General features: G+C 58.9%; 16 protein-coding genes and 1 pseudogene. 13 read left to right on the plus strand and 4 right to left on the minus strand.

Annotated elements, in window-relative coordinates; translation table 11 throughout:
* Positions 1–23 precede the first annotated feature (23 nt).
* From PSH97_RS07300 to flgE, 6 genes are all read left to right on the plus strand, one after another.
* Positions 24–956, plus strand: coding sequence for a chemotaxis protein CheV (locus PSH97_RS07300; RefSeq protein WP_305448661.1), 933 nt, complete (start codon positions 24–26; stop codon positions 954–956).
* Positions 957–1002: 46 nt separating this feature from the next.
* Positions 1003–1830 carry a protein-glutamate O-methyltransferase CheR gene (cheR, locus tag PSH97_RS07305; protein ID WP_008071786.1) on the plus strand — a complete coding sequence of 276 codons (828 nt, stop codon included), beginning with the start codon at positions 1003–1005 and terminating at the stop codon, positions 1828–1830.
* A 270-nt stretch (positions 1831–2100) separates the two neighbouring features.
* Positions 2101–2508 (plus strand): flagellar basal body rod protein FlgB, encoded by a 408-nt coding sequence (gene flgB / locus PSH97_RS07310; RefSeq protein WP_095634357.1) that lies wholly within the window; start codon positions 2101–2103, stop codon positions 2506–2508.
* A gap of 3 nt (positions 2509–2511) precedes the next feature.
* Positions 2512–2955: a flagellar basal body rod protein FlgC gene (gene flgC, locus PSH97_RS07315; protein WP_305448662.1), complete on the plus strand. Its 444-nt coding sequence runs from the start codon at positions 2512–2514 to the stop codon at positions 2953–2955.
* Between the two features lie 15 nt (positions 2956–2970).
* Positions 2971–3660, plus strand: a complete 690-nt coding sequence (flgD, locus tag PSH97_RS07320; RefSeq protein WP_305448663.1) for a flagellar hook assembly protein FlgD — start codon at positions 2971–2973, stop codon at positions 3658–3660.
* A gap of 31 nt (positions 3661–3691) precedes the next feature.
* A complete protein-coding gene (gene flgE / locus PSH97_RS07325) occupies positions 3692–5005 on the plus strand; it encodes a flagellar hook protein FlgE (protein ID WP_305448664.1) in 1314 nt (437 codons plus the stop codon).
* Positions 5006–5243: 238 nt separating this feature from the next.
* On the opposite strand, the gene PSH97_RS07330 is transcribed toward flgE, so the two are convergent.
* Positions 5244–8138: a ribonucleoside-diphosphate reductase subunit alpha gene (locus PSH97_RS07330; protein WP_305448665.1), complete on the minus strand. Its 2895-nt coding sequence runs from the start codon at positions 8136–8138 to the stop codon at positions 5244–5246.
* Between the two features lie 739 nt (positions 8139–8877).
* On the opposite strand from PSH97_RS07330, the gene PSH97_RS07335 reads away from it, so the two are divergent.
* Both PSH97_RS07335 and PSH97_RS07340 read left to right on the plus strand, forming a co-directional pair.
* Complete coding sequence (locus tag PSH97_RS07335) at positions 8878–9600, plus strand: response regulator (RefSeq protein ID WP_095051649.1); 723 nt, start codon at positions 8878–8880, stop codon at positions 9598–9600.
* Positions 9597–11207: an ATP-binding protein gene (locus PSH97_RS07340; protein WP_123360307.1), complete on the plus strand. Its 1611-nt coding sequence runs from the start codon at positions 9597–9599 to the stop codon at positions 11205–11207. Before PSH97_RS07335 ends, PSH97_RS07340 begins: the two co-directional genes overlap by 4 nt.
* 156 nt (positions 11208–11363) lie before the next feature.
* On the opposite strand, the gene PSH97_RS07345 is transcribed toward PSH97_RS07340, so the two are convergent.
* Together PSH97_RS07345 and PSH97_RS07350 are read right to left on the minus strand one after the other, a co-directional pair.
* A complete protein-coding gene (locus PSH97_RS07345; protein ID WP_305448666.1) occupies positions 11364–12089 on the minus strand; it encodes a 4'-phosphopantetheinyl transferase family protein in 726 nt (241 codons plus the stop codon).
* Between the two features lie 163 nt (positions 12090–12252).
* A complete protein-coding gene (locus PSH97_RS07350) occupies positions 12253–13044 on the minus strand; it encodes a dienelactone hydrolase family protein (RefSeq protein ID WP_305448667.1) in 792 nt (263 codons plus the stop codon).
* Between the two features lie 147 nt (positions 13045–13191).
* Here PSH97_RS07350 and PSH97_RS07355 point away from each other — a divergent pair, with 147 nt between their 5' ends.
* From PSH97_RS07355 to PSH97_RS07370, 4 genes are all read left to right on the plus strand, one after another.
* Complete coding sequence (locus PSH97_RS07355) at positions 13192–13794, plus strand: porin family protein (protein WP_305448668.1); 603 nt, start codon at positions 13192–13194, stop codon at positions 13792–13794.
* A gap of 141 nt (positions 13795–13935) precedes the next feature.
* Entirely contained in the window at positions 13936–14613 is a 678-nt protein-coding gene (locus PSH97_RS07360) for a response regulator (RefSeq protein WP_305448669.1), read from the plus strand.
* Positions 14610–15956 (plus strand): ATP-binding protein, encoded by a 1347-nt coding sequence (locus PSH97_RS07365; protein WP_305448670.1) that lies wholly within the window; start codon positions 14610–14612, stop codon positions 15954–15956. Before PSH97_RS07360 ends, PSH97_RS07365 begins: the two co-directional genes overlap by 4 nt.
* A 525-nt stretch (positions 15957–16481) precedes the next feature.
* Complete coding sequence (locus tag PSH97_RS07370; RefSeq protein WP_305448671.1) at positions 16482–16841, plus strand: DUF6124 family protein; 360 nt, start codon at positions 16482–16484, stop codon at positions 16839–16841.
* A 125-nt stretch (positions 16842–16966) separates the two neighbouring features.
* Here the strand turns inward: PSH97_RS07370 and PSH97_RS07375 are convergent.
* Positions 16967–17158 (minus strand): annotated as a pseudogene (locus PSH97_RS07375) (helix-turn-helix domain-containing protein); the annotation flags it as partial.
* 100 nt (positions 17159–17258) lie between these two features.
* Between PSH97_RS07375 and PSH97_RS07380 the strand changes: the two are divergent.
* Positions 17259–18842, plus strand: a complete 1584-nt coding sequence (locus PSH97_RS07380) for a hypothetical protein (RefSeq protein ID WP_305448672.1) — start codon at positions 17259–17261, stop codon at positions 18840–18842.
* The last annotated feature ends 415 nt before the right edge of the window (positions 18843–19257 follow it).

Below are 19257 nucleotides of genomic sequence, written 5' to 3' on the forward strand. Positions count from 1 at the left end.
AGCGTTGGTGTAGGAGTCTGGGCATGGCTGGTGTAATGGATTCGGTGAACCAGCGCACGCAACTGGTAGGGCAGAATCGCTTGGAGCTGTTGTTGTTCCGTCTCGACGGCCAGCAGCTGTATGGGATCAACGTGTTCAAGGTTCGTGAGGTGCTGCAATGCCCCAAGCTGACCTTGATGCCCAAGTCCAGTCCTGTCGTGTGCGGTGTGGCAAATATCCGGGGGGCGACCATTCCGATCCTTGATCTGGCAATGGCGACCGGTTCCGGAGCGCTGAAAGATCAAAGCAATCCCTTCGTGATCATCACGGAGTACAACACCAAGACTCAGGGTTTCCTGGTTCGGTCGGTAGAGCGCATCGTCAACATGAACTGGGAGGAGATTCATCCGCCACCCAAGGGTACCGGGCGCGATCACTACCTGACGGCTGTGACTCGGGTCGACAATCAGCTAGTCGAAATCATCGACGTCGAGAAGGTGCTGGCGGAAGTGGCGCCGACGCCGGAAGCGATTTCGGTGGGCGTGGTGGATGTCGAGACTCAGCACAAGGCATTGTCCTTGCGCGTGCTGACGGTCGATGACTCGTCGGTGGCGCGCAAGCAGGTGACCCGTTGCCTGCAAACGATCGGCGTCGAAGTGGTGGCGTTGAACGACGGCCGGCAAGCGCTGGATTACCTGCGCAAACTGGTCGATGAAGGCAAGAAGCCGGAAGACGAGTTCCTGATGATGATCTCCGACATCGAGATGCCGGAGATGGACGGGTACACCCTGACGGCCGAGATCCGCAACGACCCACGCATGCAAAAGCTGCATATCATCCTGCATACTTCGTTGTCGGGTGTGTTCAATCAGGCGATGGTCAAGAAGGTCGGTGCCGATGACTTTCTGGCCAAGTTCCGTCCTGATGACCTGGCATCCCGGGTAGTCGACCGGATCAAAGCAGCAGATCACAGCTAGGGGCCTTCTGCCCCTGGCGGTCAACACGATTTAAGAGGCGGCATCTTTGTCTACGGGTAATTTGGATTTCGAACAGTTCCGGGTCTTCCTGGAAAAAGCCTGTGGCATTTTGCTCGGTGAAAACAAGCAATACCTGGTCTCGAGCCGTCTCAACAAACTGATGGAACAGCAGGGCATCAAATCGCTGGGTGAGCTGGTTCAGCGCATCCAGACCCAGCCGCGCAGCGGTTTGCGCGAGATGGTGGTGGATGCCATGACCACCAACGAAACCCTGTGGTTTCGTGACACCTATCCGTTTGAGGTCCTGAAGAATAAGGTCTTGCCTGCAGCGATCAAGGCAAGCCCCGGCCAGCGCCTGCGGATCTGGTCGGCGGCGTGTTCGTCGGGTCAGGAACCGTATTCGCTGTCGATGTCCATCGATGAGTTCGAACGGGTCAACATGGGCCAGTTGAAGATGGGCGTGCAGATCGTTGCCACGGACCTGTCCGGCACCATGCTCACCAACTGCAAAACCGGCGAGTACGACAGCCTGGCCATCGGCCGCGGTCTGTCGCCCGAGCGCCTTCAGCGTTACTTCGACCCGAAAGGGCCGGGACGTTGGGCCATCAAGGCGCCGATCAAGAGTCGGGTGGAATTTCGCTCGTTCAACCTGCTGGACAGCTACGCGAGCCTGGGCAAGTTCGACATCGTGTTCTGCCGCAACGTGTTGATCTACTTCTCCGCCGAGGTGAAGAAAGACATCCTGTTGCGTATTCACAGCACGCTGAAGCCAGGCGGATATCTGTTCCTTGGCGCGTCCGAAGCGCTGAACGGTTTGCCGGATCATTATCAAATGGTCCAGTGCAGCCCGGGGATCATTTACCAGGCGAAGTGATTCGTTGGCGGCATACAAAAAAACGGGAGTCCTCAGGGAGCTCCCGTTTTTTTATGCCTGATTTCGCATTCCCGCCGCATCACCTGTAGGAGCGATGTCGTTCGTGAGAAGCGGCAGAAAAGCGGCAGGCGGCGGAAGTCGGTTGCCGCTTTTCTGGCATTGCCGCCTTGCCACCGCGCGCAAAGCCCCGGTTTACGGGCTTTTCTGAATTGGCACGCCGCTTGCTATGTCCATCGTACGAAAAATCAGGTCACCCGAAGGTTTCCCGACATGAGCATCAGCTTCGATAAAGCGCTCGGTATCCACGAACAAGCCCTGGGCTTCCGCGCCCAGCGTGCCGAAGTCCTGGCCAACAACATCGCCAACGCCGACACCCCGAACTACAAGGCTCGGGATCTGGACTTCTCGAAAGTGCTCGCCGAGCAGAACGAGAAAACCAAAAACGGCAAGTTCGCCTTGAACATGACCAACAGTCGTCACATCGAAGCTGAAGGCATGGGCAATGGCGACGAGTCGCTGATGTATCGCACGCCGATGCAACCGTCGATCGACCAAAACACCGTGGACGCCCAACTGGAACAGTCGAACTACGCGGAAAACGCGGTCAACTTCCAGGCCAGCTTCACCCTGCTCAACAGTAAATTCAAAGGGCTGGTATCAGCCCTGCGTGGAGAGTAAGTCATGTCCCTTGCCAGTGTTTTCAACATCTCCGGTAGCGGCATGAGTGCCCAGACCACTCGTCTGAACACCGTCGCCTCGAACATCGCCAACGCCGAGACCGTCTCGTCGAGCATCGACCAGACCTACCGTGCCCGTCACCCGGTATTCGCCACCATGTTCCAGGGTGGCCAGAGCGGCGGCAGCGATTCGCTGTTCCAGAACCAGGACGCTGCCGGTCAAGGCGTACAAGTGCTGGGTGTGGTCGAAGACCAGAGCAACCTTGATGCGCGCTACGAGCCGAACCATCCGGCTGCCGATGCCAAGGGCTACGTCTACTACCCGAACGTCAACGTCGTCGAAGAAATGGCCGACATGATTTCCGCGAGCCGTTCGTTCCAGACTAACGCCGAAATGATGAACACCGCCAAAACCATGATGCAGAAGGTCCTGACCCTCGGTCAGTGATAAGGGGCGATTCATATGAGCGTTATCAGCGATGTTCTGGCCAACTCTTCGGTCCAGACCCCTACCACCAAAGACAGCCTGACCACGGCCGCTACCGGCGGCCAGAAGCTGGGCAAGGACGCGTTCCTGCAACTGTTGGTGACTCAGCTGAAAAACCAGAACCCGCTCGATCCTCAGGACAACAGCGAGTTCGTGGCACAGCTGGCGCAGTTCAGTAGCCTGGAAGGTATTACCACGCTGAACGATACGGTCAGCGGCCTTGCCAGCAGCTACAGCTCCTCGCAAGCCTTGCAGGCTTCTTCGCTGGTGGGCCGTTCGGTCATCGCGCAGACCGACAAAACCATGGTCGACACCTCCAAGAGCCTCAACGGTACCGTCGTGGTGCCAACCTCGGTTCCCGCCGCCACCGTCAAGATCACCAACGCGGAAGGCAAGACCATCCGTACGCTCGAGTTGGGCAGTCAAAGTGCCGGTAACGCCAGTTTCATCTGGGATGGCAAGGACGATGCGGGCGCGGTGGCACCGGCGGGTACTTACACCTTCGGCGCAACGGCCACCATCGACAGCAAGGCGACATCGCTGATTACTTATCTGCCAGCGACCGTTAACAGCGTGACCATCAGCCAGACCGGCGGTGAGTTGATGCTGAACCTGGCAGGCATGGGCAGCGTTGCCCTGTCCAAAGTACAAACCATTGGTATATAGAGCCGACTAACACGGCACAAAGGAGTGGAATATGTCTTTCAATATCGGCCTTAGCGGTCTCTATGCAGCCAACAAACAACTGGACGTGACCGGCAACAACATCGCCAACGTCGCGACCACCGGTTTCAAATCCTCCCGTGCAGAATTCGAAGACGTGTACTCGGCCACTCGCCTGGGTACCGGCAGCAAGACCGTCGGCAACGGCGTGCGTCTGGCCAACGTTTCCCAGCAGTTCGGCCAGGGCGACGTGAACAACACCGGCAACGTGCTCGATATGGGCATCCAGGGCAACGGTTTCTTCATCCTCAGCGACAACGGCTCCCTGAGCTACACCCGTGCCGGTGCGTTCAAGACCGACGCTGAAAACTATGTGGTTGATAACAACGGCAACCGTTTGCAGGGTTATGGCGTTGATGCCAACGGCAAGATCATCAACGGTGTGTTGACTGACTTGAAGATTGATACGTCGAGTCTCAAGCCGAACCCGACGTCCAAGGTTGATCAGACGATGAACCTGAACTCGGCGGAAACAACGCCGACGGTGACGCCGTTCAGTCCCACTGATACCAACAGCTATAACAAGACCATCTCCACCAAGGTCTACGATAGCCAGGGTAACGAGCACACCATGGATCAGTACTACGTGAAAACGGGTACCAACGCTTGGCGTGTTCATACTTACATGGACGGTCGTTCCCCAGCCAACCCTGCTACCACGCCACCAGTGGCGATCACCGCCGACATCACCTTCAACTCCAATGGCAGCATTAATACGCTGACGGCGGGTGCTGGCTGGACCCAGACCGGCAACACGTTGACCATGACCGGTTGGGTGCCTGGTGTCGTGACCAACGCCGCAACGACTCCTGTGACCTGGGGCCCGAACGGTTCTGTCGCTGCCACGGGCGGCATCGCATTCAACATGGCGCTGACCACCTCTTACAACTCGCCAACCGCTCGTACCGCCCAATTCCAGGACGGCTACGCCACCGGCCAGATCTCCAGCCTGACCATCGACGCCAGCGGCGTCATGACCGCCAACTTCAGCAACCAGCAGACCAAGGCCATCGGCCAGGTGGCGGTGGCCAGCTTCGCCAACGAGCAAGGCTTGCAGCCAATTGGCGGGACCCGCTGGAAAGAAACCTTCTCCTCGGGCGTGGCTGGCGTCGATGCGCCGCAGACTGGCACCCTGGGAGCAATCGTTTCCAATTCCCTGGAAGAGTCCAACGTCAACCTGACCAACGAATTGGTCGAGCTGATCAAAGCCCAGAGCAACTACCAGGCAAACGCCAAGACCATCTCCACCCAGAGCACCATCATGCAGACCATCATTCAGATGACCTGATGCTGGATAGCTTTGCATAAAGAACCCCTCGCAAGAGGGGTTTTTTTTGCCTTGCAGAATCAAGATCAAAAGATCGCAGCCTCGTTTCACTCGACAGCTCCTACAAAAAATCGCGCCCTCCTGTAGGAGCTGTCGAGTGGAATGAGGCTGCGATCTGGCAGGCAAAAGAAAACCCCCGACCAGCCAAAGGCTCATCGGGGGTTTCAGGTAAGCGCCCTGGAGCGCCTACCGGCTCAGCTTATTGGCAAGCTTCGCAATCCGGCTCGTCAATCGCGCAAGCCTTTGGCACTGGTGCCGGGCCTGCTGGAGCTGCCAGGACCGAGTCGTCACCGTGGTTGCCGCCGCTGGAAACAGCGTTCAGCTTACCGGTGTTGATGGTCGACTTCTCGGTGCTGGTCGCGGCCAAGGCACGGAGGTAGTAAGTGGTTTTCAGGCCACGGTACCAGGCCATGCGGTAGGTCACGTCCAGCTTCTTGCCCGATGCGCCGGCGATGTACAGGTTCAGCGATTGAGCCTGGTCGATCCACTTCTGACGACGGCTGGCCGCGTCAACGATCCACTTGGTGTCCACTTCGAAGGCGGTCGCGTAGAGCTCTTTGAGTTCTTGCGGGATGCGCTCGATCTGTTGCACCGAACCGTCGTAGTACTTCAGGTCGTTGATCATGACCGAGTCCCACAGACCGCGAGCCTTAAGGTCGCGAACCAGGTACGGGTTGATCACGGTGAATTCGCCCGACAGGTTCGATTTCACGTAGAGGTTCTGATAAGTCGGTTCGATCGACTGCGATACGCCAGTGATGTTGGCGATGGTCGCGGTCGGTGCGATGGCCATGATGTTGGAGTTACGAATGCCTTTCTGTACACGGGCGCGAACCGGTGCCCAGTCCAGGGATTCGTTCAGGTCAACGTCGATATACTTCTGGCCACGCTGCTCGATCAGGATCTGTTGCGAATCCAGTGGCAGGATGCCTTTGGACCACAGCGAACCCTGGAACGTCTCGTAGGCGCCGCGCTCGTCGGCCAGGTCGCAGGAAGCCTGGATCGCGTAGTAGCTGACCGCTTCCATCGACTTGTCGGCGAACTCGACGGCCGCGTCGGAACCGTAAGGAATGTGCTGCAGGTACAAAGCGTCCTGGAAGCCCATGATGCCCAGACCGACCGGACGGTGCTTGAAGTTGGAGTTCTTCGCTTGCGGCACCGAGTAGTAGTTGATGTCGATCACGTTATCGAGCATGCGCACGGCGGTGTTCACGGTGCGTTCCAGCTTGGCGGTGTCCAGCTTGCCGTTGACGATGTGGTTCGGCAGGTTGATCGAGCCCAGGTTGCAAACGGCGATCTCGTCCTTGTTGGTGTTCAAGGTGATCTCGGTGCACAGGTTCGAGCTGTGGACCACGCCCACGTGCTGCTGCGGGCTGCGCAGGTTGCACGGGTCTTTGAAGGTCAGCCATGGGTGGCCGGTTTCAAACAGCATCGACAGCATTTTGCGCCACAGGTCTTTGGCCTGGATGGTCTTGAACAGCTTGACCTTGCCCGGGTATTCGGTCAGGGCTTCGTAGTACTCGTAACGCTCTTCGAAGGCCTTGCCGGTCAGGTCGTGCAGATCAGGCACTTCGGACGGCGAGAACAGGGTCCACTTGCCGTCATCGAAGACGCGCTTCATGAACAGGTCAGGGATCCAGTTGGCGGTGTTCATGTCGTGGGTACGACGACGATCATCACCGGTGTTCTTGCGCAGTTCGATGAACTCTTCGATGTCCATGTGCCAGGTTTCCAGGTAGGCACAGACAGCGCCTTTGCGCTTGCCACCCTGGTTGACGGCGACGGCAGTGTCGTTCACCACTTTCAGGAACGGAACAACGCCCTGGGATTTGCCGTTGGTGCCCTTGATGTACGAACCCAAGGCACGAACAGGTGTCCAGTCGTTGCCCAGGCCGCCAGCGAATTTGGACAACATGGCGTTGTCGTGGATCGCGTGGTAGATGCCCGACAGGTCATCCGGCACGGTGGTCAGGTAGCAGCTCGACAGCTGTGGACGCAGGGTGCCGGCGTTGAACAGGGTCGGGGTCGACGACATGTAGTCGAAGGACGACAACAGGTTGTAGAACTCGATCGCACGGTCTTCTTTGTTCTTCTCTTCGATTGCCAGGCCCATGGCCACGCGCATGAAGAAAATCTGCGGCAGTTCGAAGCGGATACCGTCCTTGTGGATGAAGTAACGGTCGTACAGGGTTTGCAGGCCCAGGTACGTGAACTGCTGATCGCGCTCGTGGTTGATTGCCTTGCCGAGTTTTTCCAGGTCGAATGTCGCCAGAACCGGGTTCAGCAATTCGAATTCGATACCTTTGGCGATGTATGCAGGCAGCGCCTTGGCGTACAGGTCGACCATTTCGTGGTGGGTCGCGCTCTCGGCGACGCCCAGGAAGTTCAGGCCTTCGGCACGCAGGGTGTCCATCAGCAGACGGGCAGTCACGAACGAGTAGTTCGGCTCACGCTCGACCAGCGTACGGGCGGTCATCACCAGGGCGGTGTTGACGTCGGTCAGGGCCACGCCGTCGTACAGGTTCTTCAGGGTTTCGCGCTGGATCAGGTCGCCGTCGACCTCTTCCAGGCCTTCGCACGCTTCGGTGACGATGGTGTTCAGACGACCCATGTCCAGCGGTGCAAAGCTGCCATCGGCGCGGGTAATGCGGATCGACGGGTGAGCCTGTACCGCGTCTTCGGCAGGGGCGCGTACAGCGCGTTCCTTGGCACGGGAGTCACGGTAGATCACATAGTCGCGGGCCACTTTCTGCTCGCCGGCACGCATCAGGGCCAGTTCGACCTGGTCCTGGATTTCTTCGATGTGGATGGTGCCGCCCGATGGCATGCGACGCTTGAAGGTCGCGGTGACTTGTTCAGTCAGGCGGGCAACGGTGTCGTGGATGCGCGACGAAGCGGCAGCGGTGCCGCCTTCAACTGCAAGAAACGCTTTGGTGATGGCGACGGTGATTTTGTCATCGGTGTAAGGAACGACAGTCCCGTTACGCTTGATCACGCGCAGCTGGCCAGGCGCGGTGGCGGACAGATCCGAATTCGAATCAGCGGCCTGCGGCAAGGTGCCCTGCGGGTTCTCGCGAGTTGTGTCGGTTTGCATGGGGGGTTGTCTCCACATTCTCTATGTTTGTTTGGGCACCATCACGGTGCCCACCGTTCTGTCCTGAAGCACTACAGCCGGCGGGGGCCGGGCATACCAACTTCGGGACAGATCAGGAAGGGGGCTATTGGGCGCCGCTTCCATGCCGAAGTCTTTGGTGTCACGCCTTGGGCCTGAAACCGAATTCCGTTTTGGGTGGCAGTAAATGACTGCAACACTCGTACCGTTATCGCCGTTTCGGGCTTAAAAACAGTAGCCATCCGCACGCGCGGTTTGGTCTTTCGAAAATACGTTTGGTTCAACCGGAAAGAGGCAATAAAAGCGCTTGAAATCGGTGTCCGGTTTGTGTTTGGTTTTTGGCATAAAACCCTACATGTAGGGTTTTTTTGGCGCCGAGGTACAAGATAATGCGTTTTTGAGGGTGTTGCAACGTACTACCTGTGGATAAACCTGTGCGTAAATTGTGTGTGAAAGGTGGAACAAGCGTGTAGGCCGCGACCTAGCTGGAGCGGACTGTTTTTCACTGATTTTCAGCGACTGAAAACAGTCATTCGGATTTTTAAGGGCGCGAACCCTATCACAAAAAACCGTCGTGTCCGAACGCATTTACCCGCTTGTGTTCCAGACGTGTGCCGTTTATACAATCGGCCAATGCAGATGCATTCTTATCCTCCCCAATCATTACAAAAAAACGGGCGGATCCTTCCCTTTAAAGTGATGTTGGCAAGCAGAGGTCACCGTGGAGCAAGAAGTCTGGCAGGTATTGATTGTCGAGGACGACCAGCGTCTGGCCGAACTGACTCGCGACTACCTCGAAGCCAATGGCCTGCGCGTGTCGATCGAGGGCAACGGCGCTCTCGCCGCGGCACGCATCATCAAGGAGAAACCGGACCTGGTGATCCTCGACCTGATGCTCCCGGGCGAAGATGGTTTGAGCATTTGCCGCAAGGTTCGCGACAAGTATGACGGCCCGATCCTGATGCTCACCGCGCGCACCGATGACACCGATCAAATCCTCGGCCTCGACCTCGGCGCTGATGACTACGTCTGCAAACCGGTTCGCCCACGTCTGCTGCTGGCGCGCATCCAGGCCTTGTTGCGGCGCAGTGAAACCCCTGAAACCGCTCCGGAAAAACAACGGCGTCTGCAGTTCGGCCCGTTGGTGGTGGACAACGCGTTGCGCGAGGCCTGGCTGCATGACAAAGGCATCGAGTTGACCAGCGCCGAGTTCGATTTGCTCTGGCTGCTGGTGGCCAACGCCGGGCGTATTTTGTCTCGCGAAGAAATTTTCACCGCGCTACGGGGTATCGGTTATGACGGCCAGGACCGTTCCATCGACGTGCGCATTTCGCGCATCCGCCCGAAGATCGGCGATGACCCGGAGCATCCGCGGTTGATCAAAACCATCCGCAGCAAAGGCTATCTGTTCGTTCCCGAAGCCTGCGCAGACTTGTCGCTGTGAACTCGATCTTCCTGCGCATTTATGGCGGCATGTGCGCGGCGCTGATTCTGGTGGCCGTGCTCGGCGTGCTGGCCTTGCACCTGCTTAATCAGGTGCGCAGCGAGCAGTACCGCGAGCGCCTGGCCCACGGCACGTTCTCGCTGATGGCCGATAACCTGCAACCGATGAACGAAACCGAGCGCCACCGGGCCTTGCTGGTATGGGAGCGCTTGCTCGGCATTCCGTTGGCGCTGAAGACATTCCCCCAGACCGACCTCGACCTGACCCAGCGCACCCGCGTGCTGCGCGGTCAGGCCCTGGTGGAGCAGACCGGCCCGCATGCGGCGAAGGTTTACCGCTTGGTCAGCGACAAGGAACAACTGGTGCTCACGGGGGAAGTGCAGCAGATCAGCGAGCAACTGGCGCGAGCGACCATTTACCTGTTGGCCGATGAACTGGTGCGCTACCCGGTGGCCGAGCAGCCCAAGCGTCTGGCGCAGTTAAAGGAAGAGAAGGGTTTCGGCTTCGATCTGCAATTGGTCACGATCGATCAGGCCGACATGGACGAAGACCAGAGCCGTCGCGTGTCCGAAGGCGACACGGTAATGGCGCTGGGCAAGGGCGGCGATTCGATCCGGGTGTTTGCCGGCATGGTCGGTACGCCGTGGGTACTGGAAATCGGCCCGCTGTATCAGATGAATCCTTACCCGCCCGAGTGGCTGGTGCTGATCGCGGCCCTTGGCCTGAGCCTGATCGGTTTGATTGTCTATCTGTTGGTGCGTCAGCTGGAGCGCCGTTTGCGCGGGCTGGAAGCCGCCGCCACGCGCATCGCCAAGGGCAGCCTGGAAACCCGCGTACCGGCACGCGGCGCAGACTCGGTGGGGCGCCTGGCCTCGGCGTTCAACGGCATGGCCGAGCACTTGCAGCAATTGTTGGCGATTCAGCGAGAACTGGTGCGTGCCGTGTCTCACGAGTTGCGCACGCCGGTGGCGCGCCTGCGTTTTGGCCTGGAGATGATCGGTTCGGCCACCACGCCTGAGGCGTTGGAGAAATACCGCGAAGGGATGGATCACGACATCGAGGACCTCGATCGGCTGGTCGACGAGATGCTCACTTATGCGCGGCTGGAGCAAGGTTCGCCGGCCCTGAACTTTCAGCGAATCGATCTGGATGCGCTGGTCAATCAGGTGATCGAAGAACTGGCGCCACTGCGGGCCGAGGTCACGGTGCAGCGCGGCTTGTGCCTGTCAGCCGCCGATTGCGACGACGCCTGGGTCGAGGCCGAACCGCGTTACTTGCACCGGGCCTTGCAGAACCTGGTGAGCAACGCCATGCGCCACGCGCATTCCAGGGTGACCGTCAGCTATCAGGTCGGGCAGCAGCGCTGTCGGGTGGATGTCGAGGATGACGGGCCGGGTGTACCGGAAACGGCGTGGGAAAAAATCTTCACCCCGTTCCTGCGCCTCGATGACAGCCGCACCCGGGCCTCGGGCGGGCATGGGTTAGGGTTATCGATCGTGCGGCGGATCATCCATTGGCATGACGGGCGGGCGTTGATCGGCAAGAGCAAAAGCCTGGGCGGGGCCTGTTTCAGTTTGAGCTGGCCGAGGAATCAGGAGCGGCGTTGAGATTGGGCACATGACCTGTAGCAGCTGGCGAAGCCTGCGTTCGGCTGCGAAGCAGTCGTAAATCCTGAGCACGCGATATGCCTGAAACACTGCGGTGTATGGTTTGACGACTGCTTCGCAGCCGAACGCAGGCTTCGCCAGCTGCTACAGGGGGCTTCAAGCCTTGATACTGACCAGACTCAACAACTGCCCATCCATCACTGTAAATTGCGCATCCAGCTCTGTGCCGTTACGCCATTCACTGGACAGGTCAGTCAGCAATCTCAGCCGCACTTCGCCACCCGCGCTCCACTCCAGCACTTCGGCGTGTTCGAAATAGAAGCGCTTCTGCACGATCGGGTAGAGCGCCTTGAACAGGCTTTCCTTCACCGAAAACGTCAGCGTCACCAGCATTGCCAATTGATCGCCAGCCCCGGCAGCCATGCGCTGCATTTCAGGTCCGGTGAGAATTTCCCCGGCCAGGCGTTCGGCGCGCTCCGCGTCGAGCAGGTTTTCCAGGTCCATTCCCAAGCCACGCCAATGGGCCTTATTGGCGACAATCGCCGCAGCCCGGCCGGTGCTGTGGGTGATCGAACCGGTGATATGCGCTGGCCACACCGGTGCGCGGTCTTCGCCGATAGCCGGGATGAAACTCAGCCCTTCCAGTTGTTGCAACGCCGCCCGAGCGCAGACTCGCCCGGCGAGAAACTCGGCCTGGCGCTTGGCCACCGAGCGCTGGATGCTCGCGGGCGGTTCGATGGCGCTGCGCTGGAAATCATCGCTAGCCAGTTGCCTGGTATCGAAGTGGGTCCCCAACAAGACCGTATCGGGCAGCACAAACGGCAGCGGCCAATGGGCGTCGAGTGGAGTGCAGCAGGCGGGTAGGGCGGGGACGGGATTCATGACCGGCATTTTGCCGGGTTGCCTTGAGGCTGGGTAGTCCCAAGGTGATCGTTCCCACGCTCTGCGTGGGAACGCATCCAGTGACGCTCTGCGTCACACCGTCGAAGGGACGCGGAGCGTCCCGGGCTGCATTCCCACGGGGATCGTGGGAACGATCATTGTGTCAGCTAAATATCTTCTTCAAAAACGCCTGCATGTCCGCCCAAGACTTCTCATCTGCGGTCTTGCTGTAACCAATGTCCGGCCCGCCATGGTCGCCATGGCTCAGACGATCTGCCTCGGGATTGCTGAACCCATGCTTGGCGCCTTCGAGGGTGACGAACTTGTAGTCGGCTTTGGCCTCATCCATTTCCGCTTTGAATGCCGTCACGTTTTCCGCCGTGACCATGCTGTCCAGCGCACCATGCTCCACCAGAACTTTCGCCTTCACGCTGCCAGGCGTCGCGGGCGTATTGGTCACCAGTGCACCGTGGAAACTCACCACGCCTGCCAGCGGCACGCCTTGACGCGCCGCATCCAGCACCACCTTGCCGCCGAAGCAATAACCGATGGCCGCCAGTTTGTTCGGATCGGTTTGCGGCTGTTTCTTCAGCAAGTCGAGCCCGGCCTGAAACCGTGCACTGGCCGCTGCGCTGTCCTTCAATGCAGCTTGCATGAAGGCCATGGCGTCCTTGGCGTGTTCGGTGGTCTTGCCGTCGCCAAACATGTCGATCGCCAGCGCGCTGTAGCCCAGACCGGCCAGATCACGGGCGCGACGCTTGGCGTAGTCATTGAGGCCCCACCACTCATGCACCACCACCACGCCTGGGCGCGGGCCTTTGATGGCGTCGTCGTAGGCGTAATAGCCGATCAGCTTGGTGCCGTCGGCACTCTGGTAGGGAATTTCCTGGGTCTGGATGGCGGCCTGGCTGACCCCGCTCAGAGCCAGTAATACGAGGGCGAGGAACACACGCATGATCAAACCTCCTTATTAAGAGTAGTCAGAACAGCGTAGTCGATTTGATTCAGCTCAGGTTCAGAGTGCGTTCAGGGGCAGTACAGGGAGGGGGCAGTAACCTTGCCCCGTACCCAAAAAGCACATAGCGCATGAGGAAACTCCCCAATGACTACTTTTAAAAAACTGCTTCTGGCTTTCACCGTGATGGGCGCCAGTGTGGCGGCCCACGCCGATACCACCAATTTCGCCGGCCTGACCTTTGGCCAAACCAGCGACAAAGTTAAAAAATCCAACGCCCTGAACGACAACCTCAACCACCCGAACGCCGACGGTGTGATCGGCAAGGACAACACCTGGGGCGTGCGTCTGGGCCAGCAAGACAGCCAGGGCCGCTACTACGCCACTTACGACAATGTGTCGGGCTCGCACAATGGCATTAAACTGCGTCAGGAAAACCTGCTGGGCAGCTACGATCTGTTCTACCCGGTGGGTGGCAGCACCAAATTGTTCGGCGGTGCCACGGCTGGTTTGACCAAACTGACCCAGGATTCGCCAGGCTTCAGCCGCGACAGCGACATCGGTTACGCCATCGGTGGCCAGGTCGGTGTATTGCAGCAAGTGTCGCAAAACACCTCGGTCGAGCTGGGCTACCGTTACCTGCGCAGCAATGCCAGCACCGAGATGAGCGAGCGCGGCGGCAGCAAACAGGGTTCACTGGACTTGACCAGCAGCGCCCAGACCTACCTGTCCGCCAACTACGCTTTCTAAAAAGCGTTTCGCTGCCAGTCGGTTAAGCCGCGGAACCTGTGGGAGCGGGCTTCGCGGCTTAACTGATGACGGCATCGCCCTGTCAACCATCGAGTTGCGAAACTGTGCCTTTGGAGAGGTTGATTTGCCCAGGAGAGCGTTATGAAATTGCTGGTCGTCGAAGATGAAGCGCTGTTGCGCCATCACCTGCAAACCCGCCTGACGGATAGCGGCCACGTGGTCGAGTCCGTGGCCAACGCCGAGGAGGCGTTGTACCAGGCCGGGCAGTTCAACCATGACCTGGCGGTGATCGACCTCGGTCTGCCGGGCATGGGCGGGCTCGATCTGATTCGTCAATTGCGCTCCCGGGGCAAGACGTTTCCGATCCTGATCCTCACTGCGCGCGGCAACTGGCAGGACAAGGTCGAAGGCCTCGCCGCCGGTGCTGATGATTACGTGGTCAAGCCATTCCAGTTCGAAGAGCTCGACGCGCGCCTGAATGCCTTGCTGCGCCGCTCCAGCGGTTTCACCCAGTCGACCATCGTCGCCGGTCCCTTGCTGCTGGACCTCAACCGCAAACAGGCGTCCCTCGATGAACAACCGCTGGCGTTGACCGCGTACGAGTACCGGATCCTCGAGTACCTGATGCGCCATCACCAGCAAGTGGTGGCCAAGGACCGCTTGATGGAGCAGCTCTACCCGGATGACGACGAGCGCGATCCGAATGTGATCGAAGTGCTGGTCGGCCGCTTGCGCCGCAAACTCGAAGGCCCGGCCGGCTTCAAACCGATCGATACCGTGCGTGGCCTCGGCTACCTGTTTAATGAGCGCTGCACTTGATTCGTTCCCTTCGTGTCCGATTGATGCTCGCCGCCACGCTCCTGGCGGTGTTGTTCATGCTGGCGTTGCTGCCGGCGATGCAGGGCGCGTTCAGCCTGGCGTTGCAGGATTCCATCGAGCAGCGCCTGGCGTCGGACGTCACCACGCTGATCTCCGCTGCCCGGGTGGATAACAACCGCTTGCAGATGCCGACGCAGTTGCCCGATGAGCGCTTCAACCTCACCGACAGTCGATTGCTCGGCTACATCTACGACCGCGAAGGACATCTGGTGTGGCGCTCGAAAGCCACCCGCGAAGAAAAGATCAACTACAAGCCGCGTTACGACGGACGCGGCAACGAGTTCGCGCGCATCCGCGAGGCCGATGGTCAGGAGTTCTTCGTCTATGACGTCGAAGTCAAACTGCTCGGCGGCAAAAGCGCGGCGTTCAGCATCGTCGCTCTGCAACCGGTGCGCGAATACGAAATCACCCTCGAAGGCCTGCGGGAAAACCTCTATCTGGGCTTCGGTGCAGCCTTGCTGGTGTTGCTTGCCTTGCTGTGGATCGGCCTGACCTGGGGCTTGCAGGCATTGCGCCGGCTGAGCCAGGAGCTGGACCAGATCGAAAGCGGCACCCGGGAAAGCCTCAGCGAACAACACCCGCGTGAATTACTGCGCCTGACCGGCTCACTCAACCGTTTGCTGCACAGCGAGCGTGAACAGCGCAGCCGTTATCGCGACTCCCTCGACGATTTGGCCCACAGCTTGAAAACTCCGCTGACGGTGTTGCAAGGGGTCAGCGAAGACATGGCGCAAAAGCCGCAAGAGCGCGAGCAAGCCTGGGTGCTACAAACCCAGATCGAACGCATGAGCCAGCAGATCGGCTATCAGTTGCAACGCGCCAGCCTGCGCAAAAGCGGCCTGGTGCGCCACCAGGTGCGCCTGCGCCCGGTGTTGCAAAGCCTCTGCGACACGCTGGACAAGGTCTACCGCGACAAACGCGTGCGGGTCGCTTTCGATCTGCCGGATCAATGTTACGTGCCAATCGAGCAAGGCGCCTTGCTGGAAATGATGGGCAACCTGCTGGAAAACGCCTATCGCCTGTGCCTCGGCGAAGTGCGTATCAGCGTGCGCGAAACCCTCAGTGGCATTGAGCTCTGTGTCGAAGACGACGGCCCCGGCGTGCCACCGGATCAGCGTGCGCGGATTCTGCAGCGGGGCGAGCGGCTCGATCGCCAGCATCCGGGGCAGGGGATCGGGTTGGCGGTGGTCAAGGACATCATCGAAAGCTACAGCGCCAAGCTGACGCTGGGGGATTCACCCATGGGCGGGGCGGCGTTCCGGATTCATTTTCCGGTGGTTTAATCCCTGTCACCGATCGTTCCCACGCTCTGCGTGGGAATGCCTCAAGGGACGCTCCGCGTCCCAGTTCTGGAAAGGGACGCGGAGCGTCCCGGGCTGCATTCCCACGCGGAGCGTGGGAACGATCATCCAACTGTGGGAGCGGGCTTGCCCGCGATGAGGCCGATACAGCCACCACAATGCTCAATGTCATACCGCTAAACAAACACTGTTTAAACGACACTTCCAGATACTCTCCCAGGCTACACATCCTTGCGCCACTGCCTACGACTACGCCAGAATCCGCCGGCTAGTGTGCCTTGAGGCCGGCCTATATCGTTTCCGGGTCGCTGACCAATCAGCGATCGGGTTTAGCAGCCCGGGTCATCTCTAGACGTATAACGTTAACCGTTCATGTTATGGCGGCTTTGCGTGGGGCACTTCGGTGCGCCGGGTTCTAGAGTCCTGGTCTGCTAACCCGCGTACAGCCGCCACCTCTTTTTCGTTTAGCAGCGATATGTGGCGGCTCCATAACTCTAGGAGCTTCATATGTTCAAACCAACACCCAACCCACCGGAAACCGATCCAACATCCCCCTACGAATCCCTCGATTCGAAAAAACTCAACGAAGCCGCCGACCGCGCCCTCGATCACTACCTCAAACCGGTCATTCCCCAAGACACCAAGCGCAAACCCAGCACCATTTACCATGTCGGCGCCGAGGTCGATAACGAAACCCTGCTGGTCAACGCCTGCGAAACCCTGGCCTCAGCGAGCATGATGCTCAGTGAGTTCGCCGGACTGATGGACATGCCACATCGCAACATGATGCTGGGGATTCAATCGGTGGTCATGCTTGGTGAATTGGCGGTGAACCGGGTGCTGGATAACCTCGATCCTCGAGGCTAGCGAAGAACCTGTAACCGATCGTTCCCACGCTCTGCGTGGGAATGCCTCAACGGACGCTCCGCGTTCGGCTCTAAATGGGACGCGGAGCGTCCCGGGCTGCATTCCCACGCAGAGCGTGGGAACGATCAGCTCTCCTGCGCCCGATAGGCCCCCGGCGTCAACCCCGTCCACTTCTTGAACGCCCGGTGAAACGCCGACGGCTCGGAAAACCCCAGCTGCTCGGCAATCTGTTGCAATGACAAATCCGCACGTCCCAAGTGATAAATCGCAATGTCCCGACGCAACTGGACCTTCAATTCCTGAAAGCTCGTGCCTTCTAGCGACCACTCGTCGCCACTGTCAGATTTGACAGTGGCGCACCCGCCGCCCGCGGAGGTTTGATGGCGCAGGCCCTCCATCACTAGCGAGCACTGCGCCATGAACAATCCTGCCCCGGTTTCGATCGCCATTTTCGCCCTCACGCCTCCGAAGATTCTGCGGAAGACCGATCTGATCTTTCATCCGGTGGCCCATATTGGGCTGTCCATTGTCAACCACTACAAGGATCCAGCGGGTGTACTGGTGCTGTTCGGGCCTTGGTTGGGGCAGGCTAAGTATGAAACCGTAAATCTGTACGTGAGCGGCAACCCGAACGCGGTCGCCAGTGAGATCGTCATGGATGACAGCACACCGGTGGAGTTGCGTCTGCCGCCGGGTCTGCTGCTGGAGGACGTCAACAGCTTGCACTGCACGGTCGAGCGTCCTTCCGGCAACACCGACACGTCGCTGGCGCTGAACGTGCTCTACCATGTCTACGCGCCGGGCGGCGATGACCCGGTGGCGGGCGGGGGGCACTCGGCGCTGGGCATCAGCGTCAGCCCGACCAGTGTGGATGCCGCGCAGGCAGCGCAGGGCGTGACCCTAACCCTGGATTGGCCTGATAAGCACCTTTATGACCTTGTGACTGTCGATTGCGGCGGCGTCCTGCTGACCCACCGGATCGAACCGACGTCGCTGGATCCCGTCCCCGATCTGACGAAGCCGCTGGTGCTCACCCTGTACACCCAGCATTTCGCGAAAGACCGGAACAACCCGCAGTTTCCGATCAAGTACAGCGTCATCAGCCAGACGGGCAACTTCTCGGGCACGACGCACCAGGGGCAGTTCGACGCGCTGGATCATTGGTCGGTGCCTTGCCTGATTGACGTTCACCTCGACCTCGTCGAGCTGGAGATGGCGATTCTTCGAGAAGACCCGACCGAGAATAATGACGACCCGGCCATCGTCGATCTCGCCAAGTTGGACGGCGGGCCGTTGTGGGCGTTTATCCATTTGATCCAGCCGATTTGGCAGGCGGGGGATGAGCTTCATTTGATATTCACCGCCGTGGACGGCAACGGCACCGTGGTAGCCACCTATGAGGTGACATTGAAGGTCGGCCCGGTACCGGGGCAAATGTCGGTAGACATCCCCAACGCCAAAGTCATTGCCGACAGTAAAGTGAGTGTCGCTTACGAGCAGATCAGGGGAGGGAAGGTTATTGGTGCTTCCAGAGTGGCCACTGCACAGGTGACGGGATCGCCCCGCCAAGGCTATGAAAGTTTGGAAGCTGTGCCATTGCAGACCTTTAGCGTTAATAGCCCCAGAACGTTTCCGAGCGGATTGACTTTCACTCTGTTAAGTCAAGGTGAACCGACCCTGTTGGTAAAAAACGACCCGATTGTGGGGCACCATCTCCAGTTTGGAGCAAAATCCAGAGGCAGATTCAGCTGGAATACAGACGTGAAACGCGTTGAATTTGTGCATTTCCATGTCGGCAACACAGGAAGCCTTGTTCTGTTCTATGGCGCTAACGGAGGGTTTGTTTCCTCTCAGCCTCTTCCTACTAGTGTCGCTGAAGGAGTTCCTCAAAAATTTGCCTATGAATCCACTGTTCCATTCAGGTGGTTTGAGATTGACAGCAAGGGTGAGATCACGAGCACTGGTTTTCATATTGATGAGATACGATGGACTCGGAATTGAAGCGCGGGCCATGTGTAGTGGTCAACTAATCCCGGACACGACGTTAAGTTTTTCTTCGGCCCGAGCTGGCGCCAGCCCACCATTGAATTGATGGGGTCGAACCCAGTTGTACCGATGCATCAAGAAACGCGGAAAAGGGGACGGCGGAAAAGGGGACGCATTTATTTATCCCTGCCTTCCTGCTGACATCTGATGCGAAATAAACATCGATGTTTAACCGACATCTCCAGACACTCACCCAGGCTACACATCCTTGCGCCGCTGCCTACGACTACGCCAGAATCCGCCGGCTTGTGCGCCTTGAGGTCGGGCTCTATCGTTTGCGGGTCGCTGACGAATCAGCGATCGGGTTTAGCGATCCGATCCTCTACACAGACGCAAAAGCGCCCAAGTGTTGATTGCAGTTTTTAGTGCC

The organism is Pseudomonas cucumis, from assembly GCF_030687935.1.
Taxonomy (GTDB): domain Bacteria; phylum Pseudomonadota; class Gammaproteobacteria; order Pseudomonadales; family Pseudomonadaceae; genus Aquipseudomonas; species Aquipseudomonas cucumis.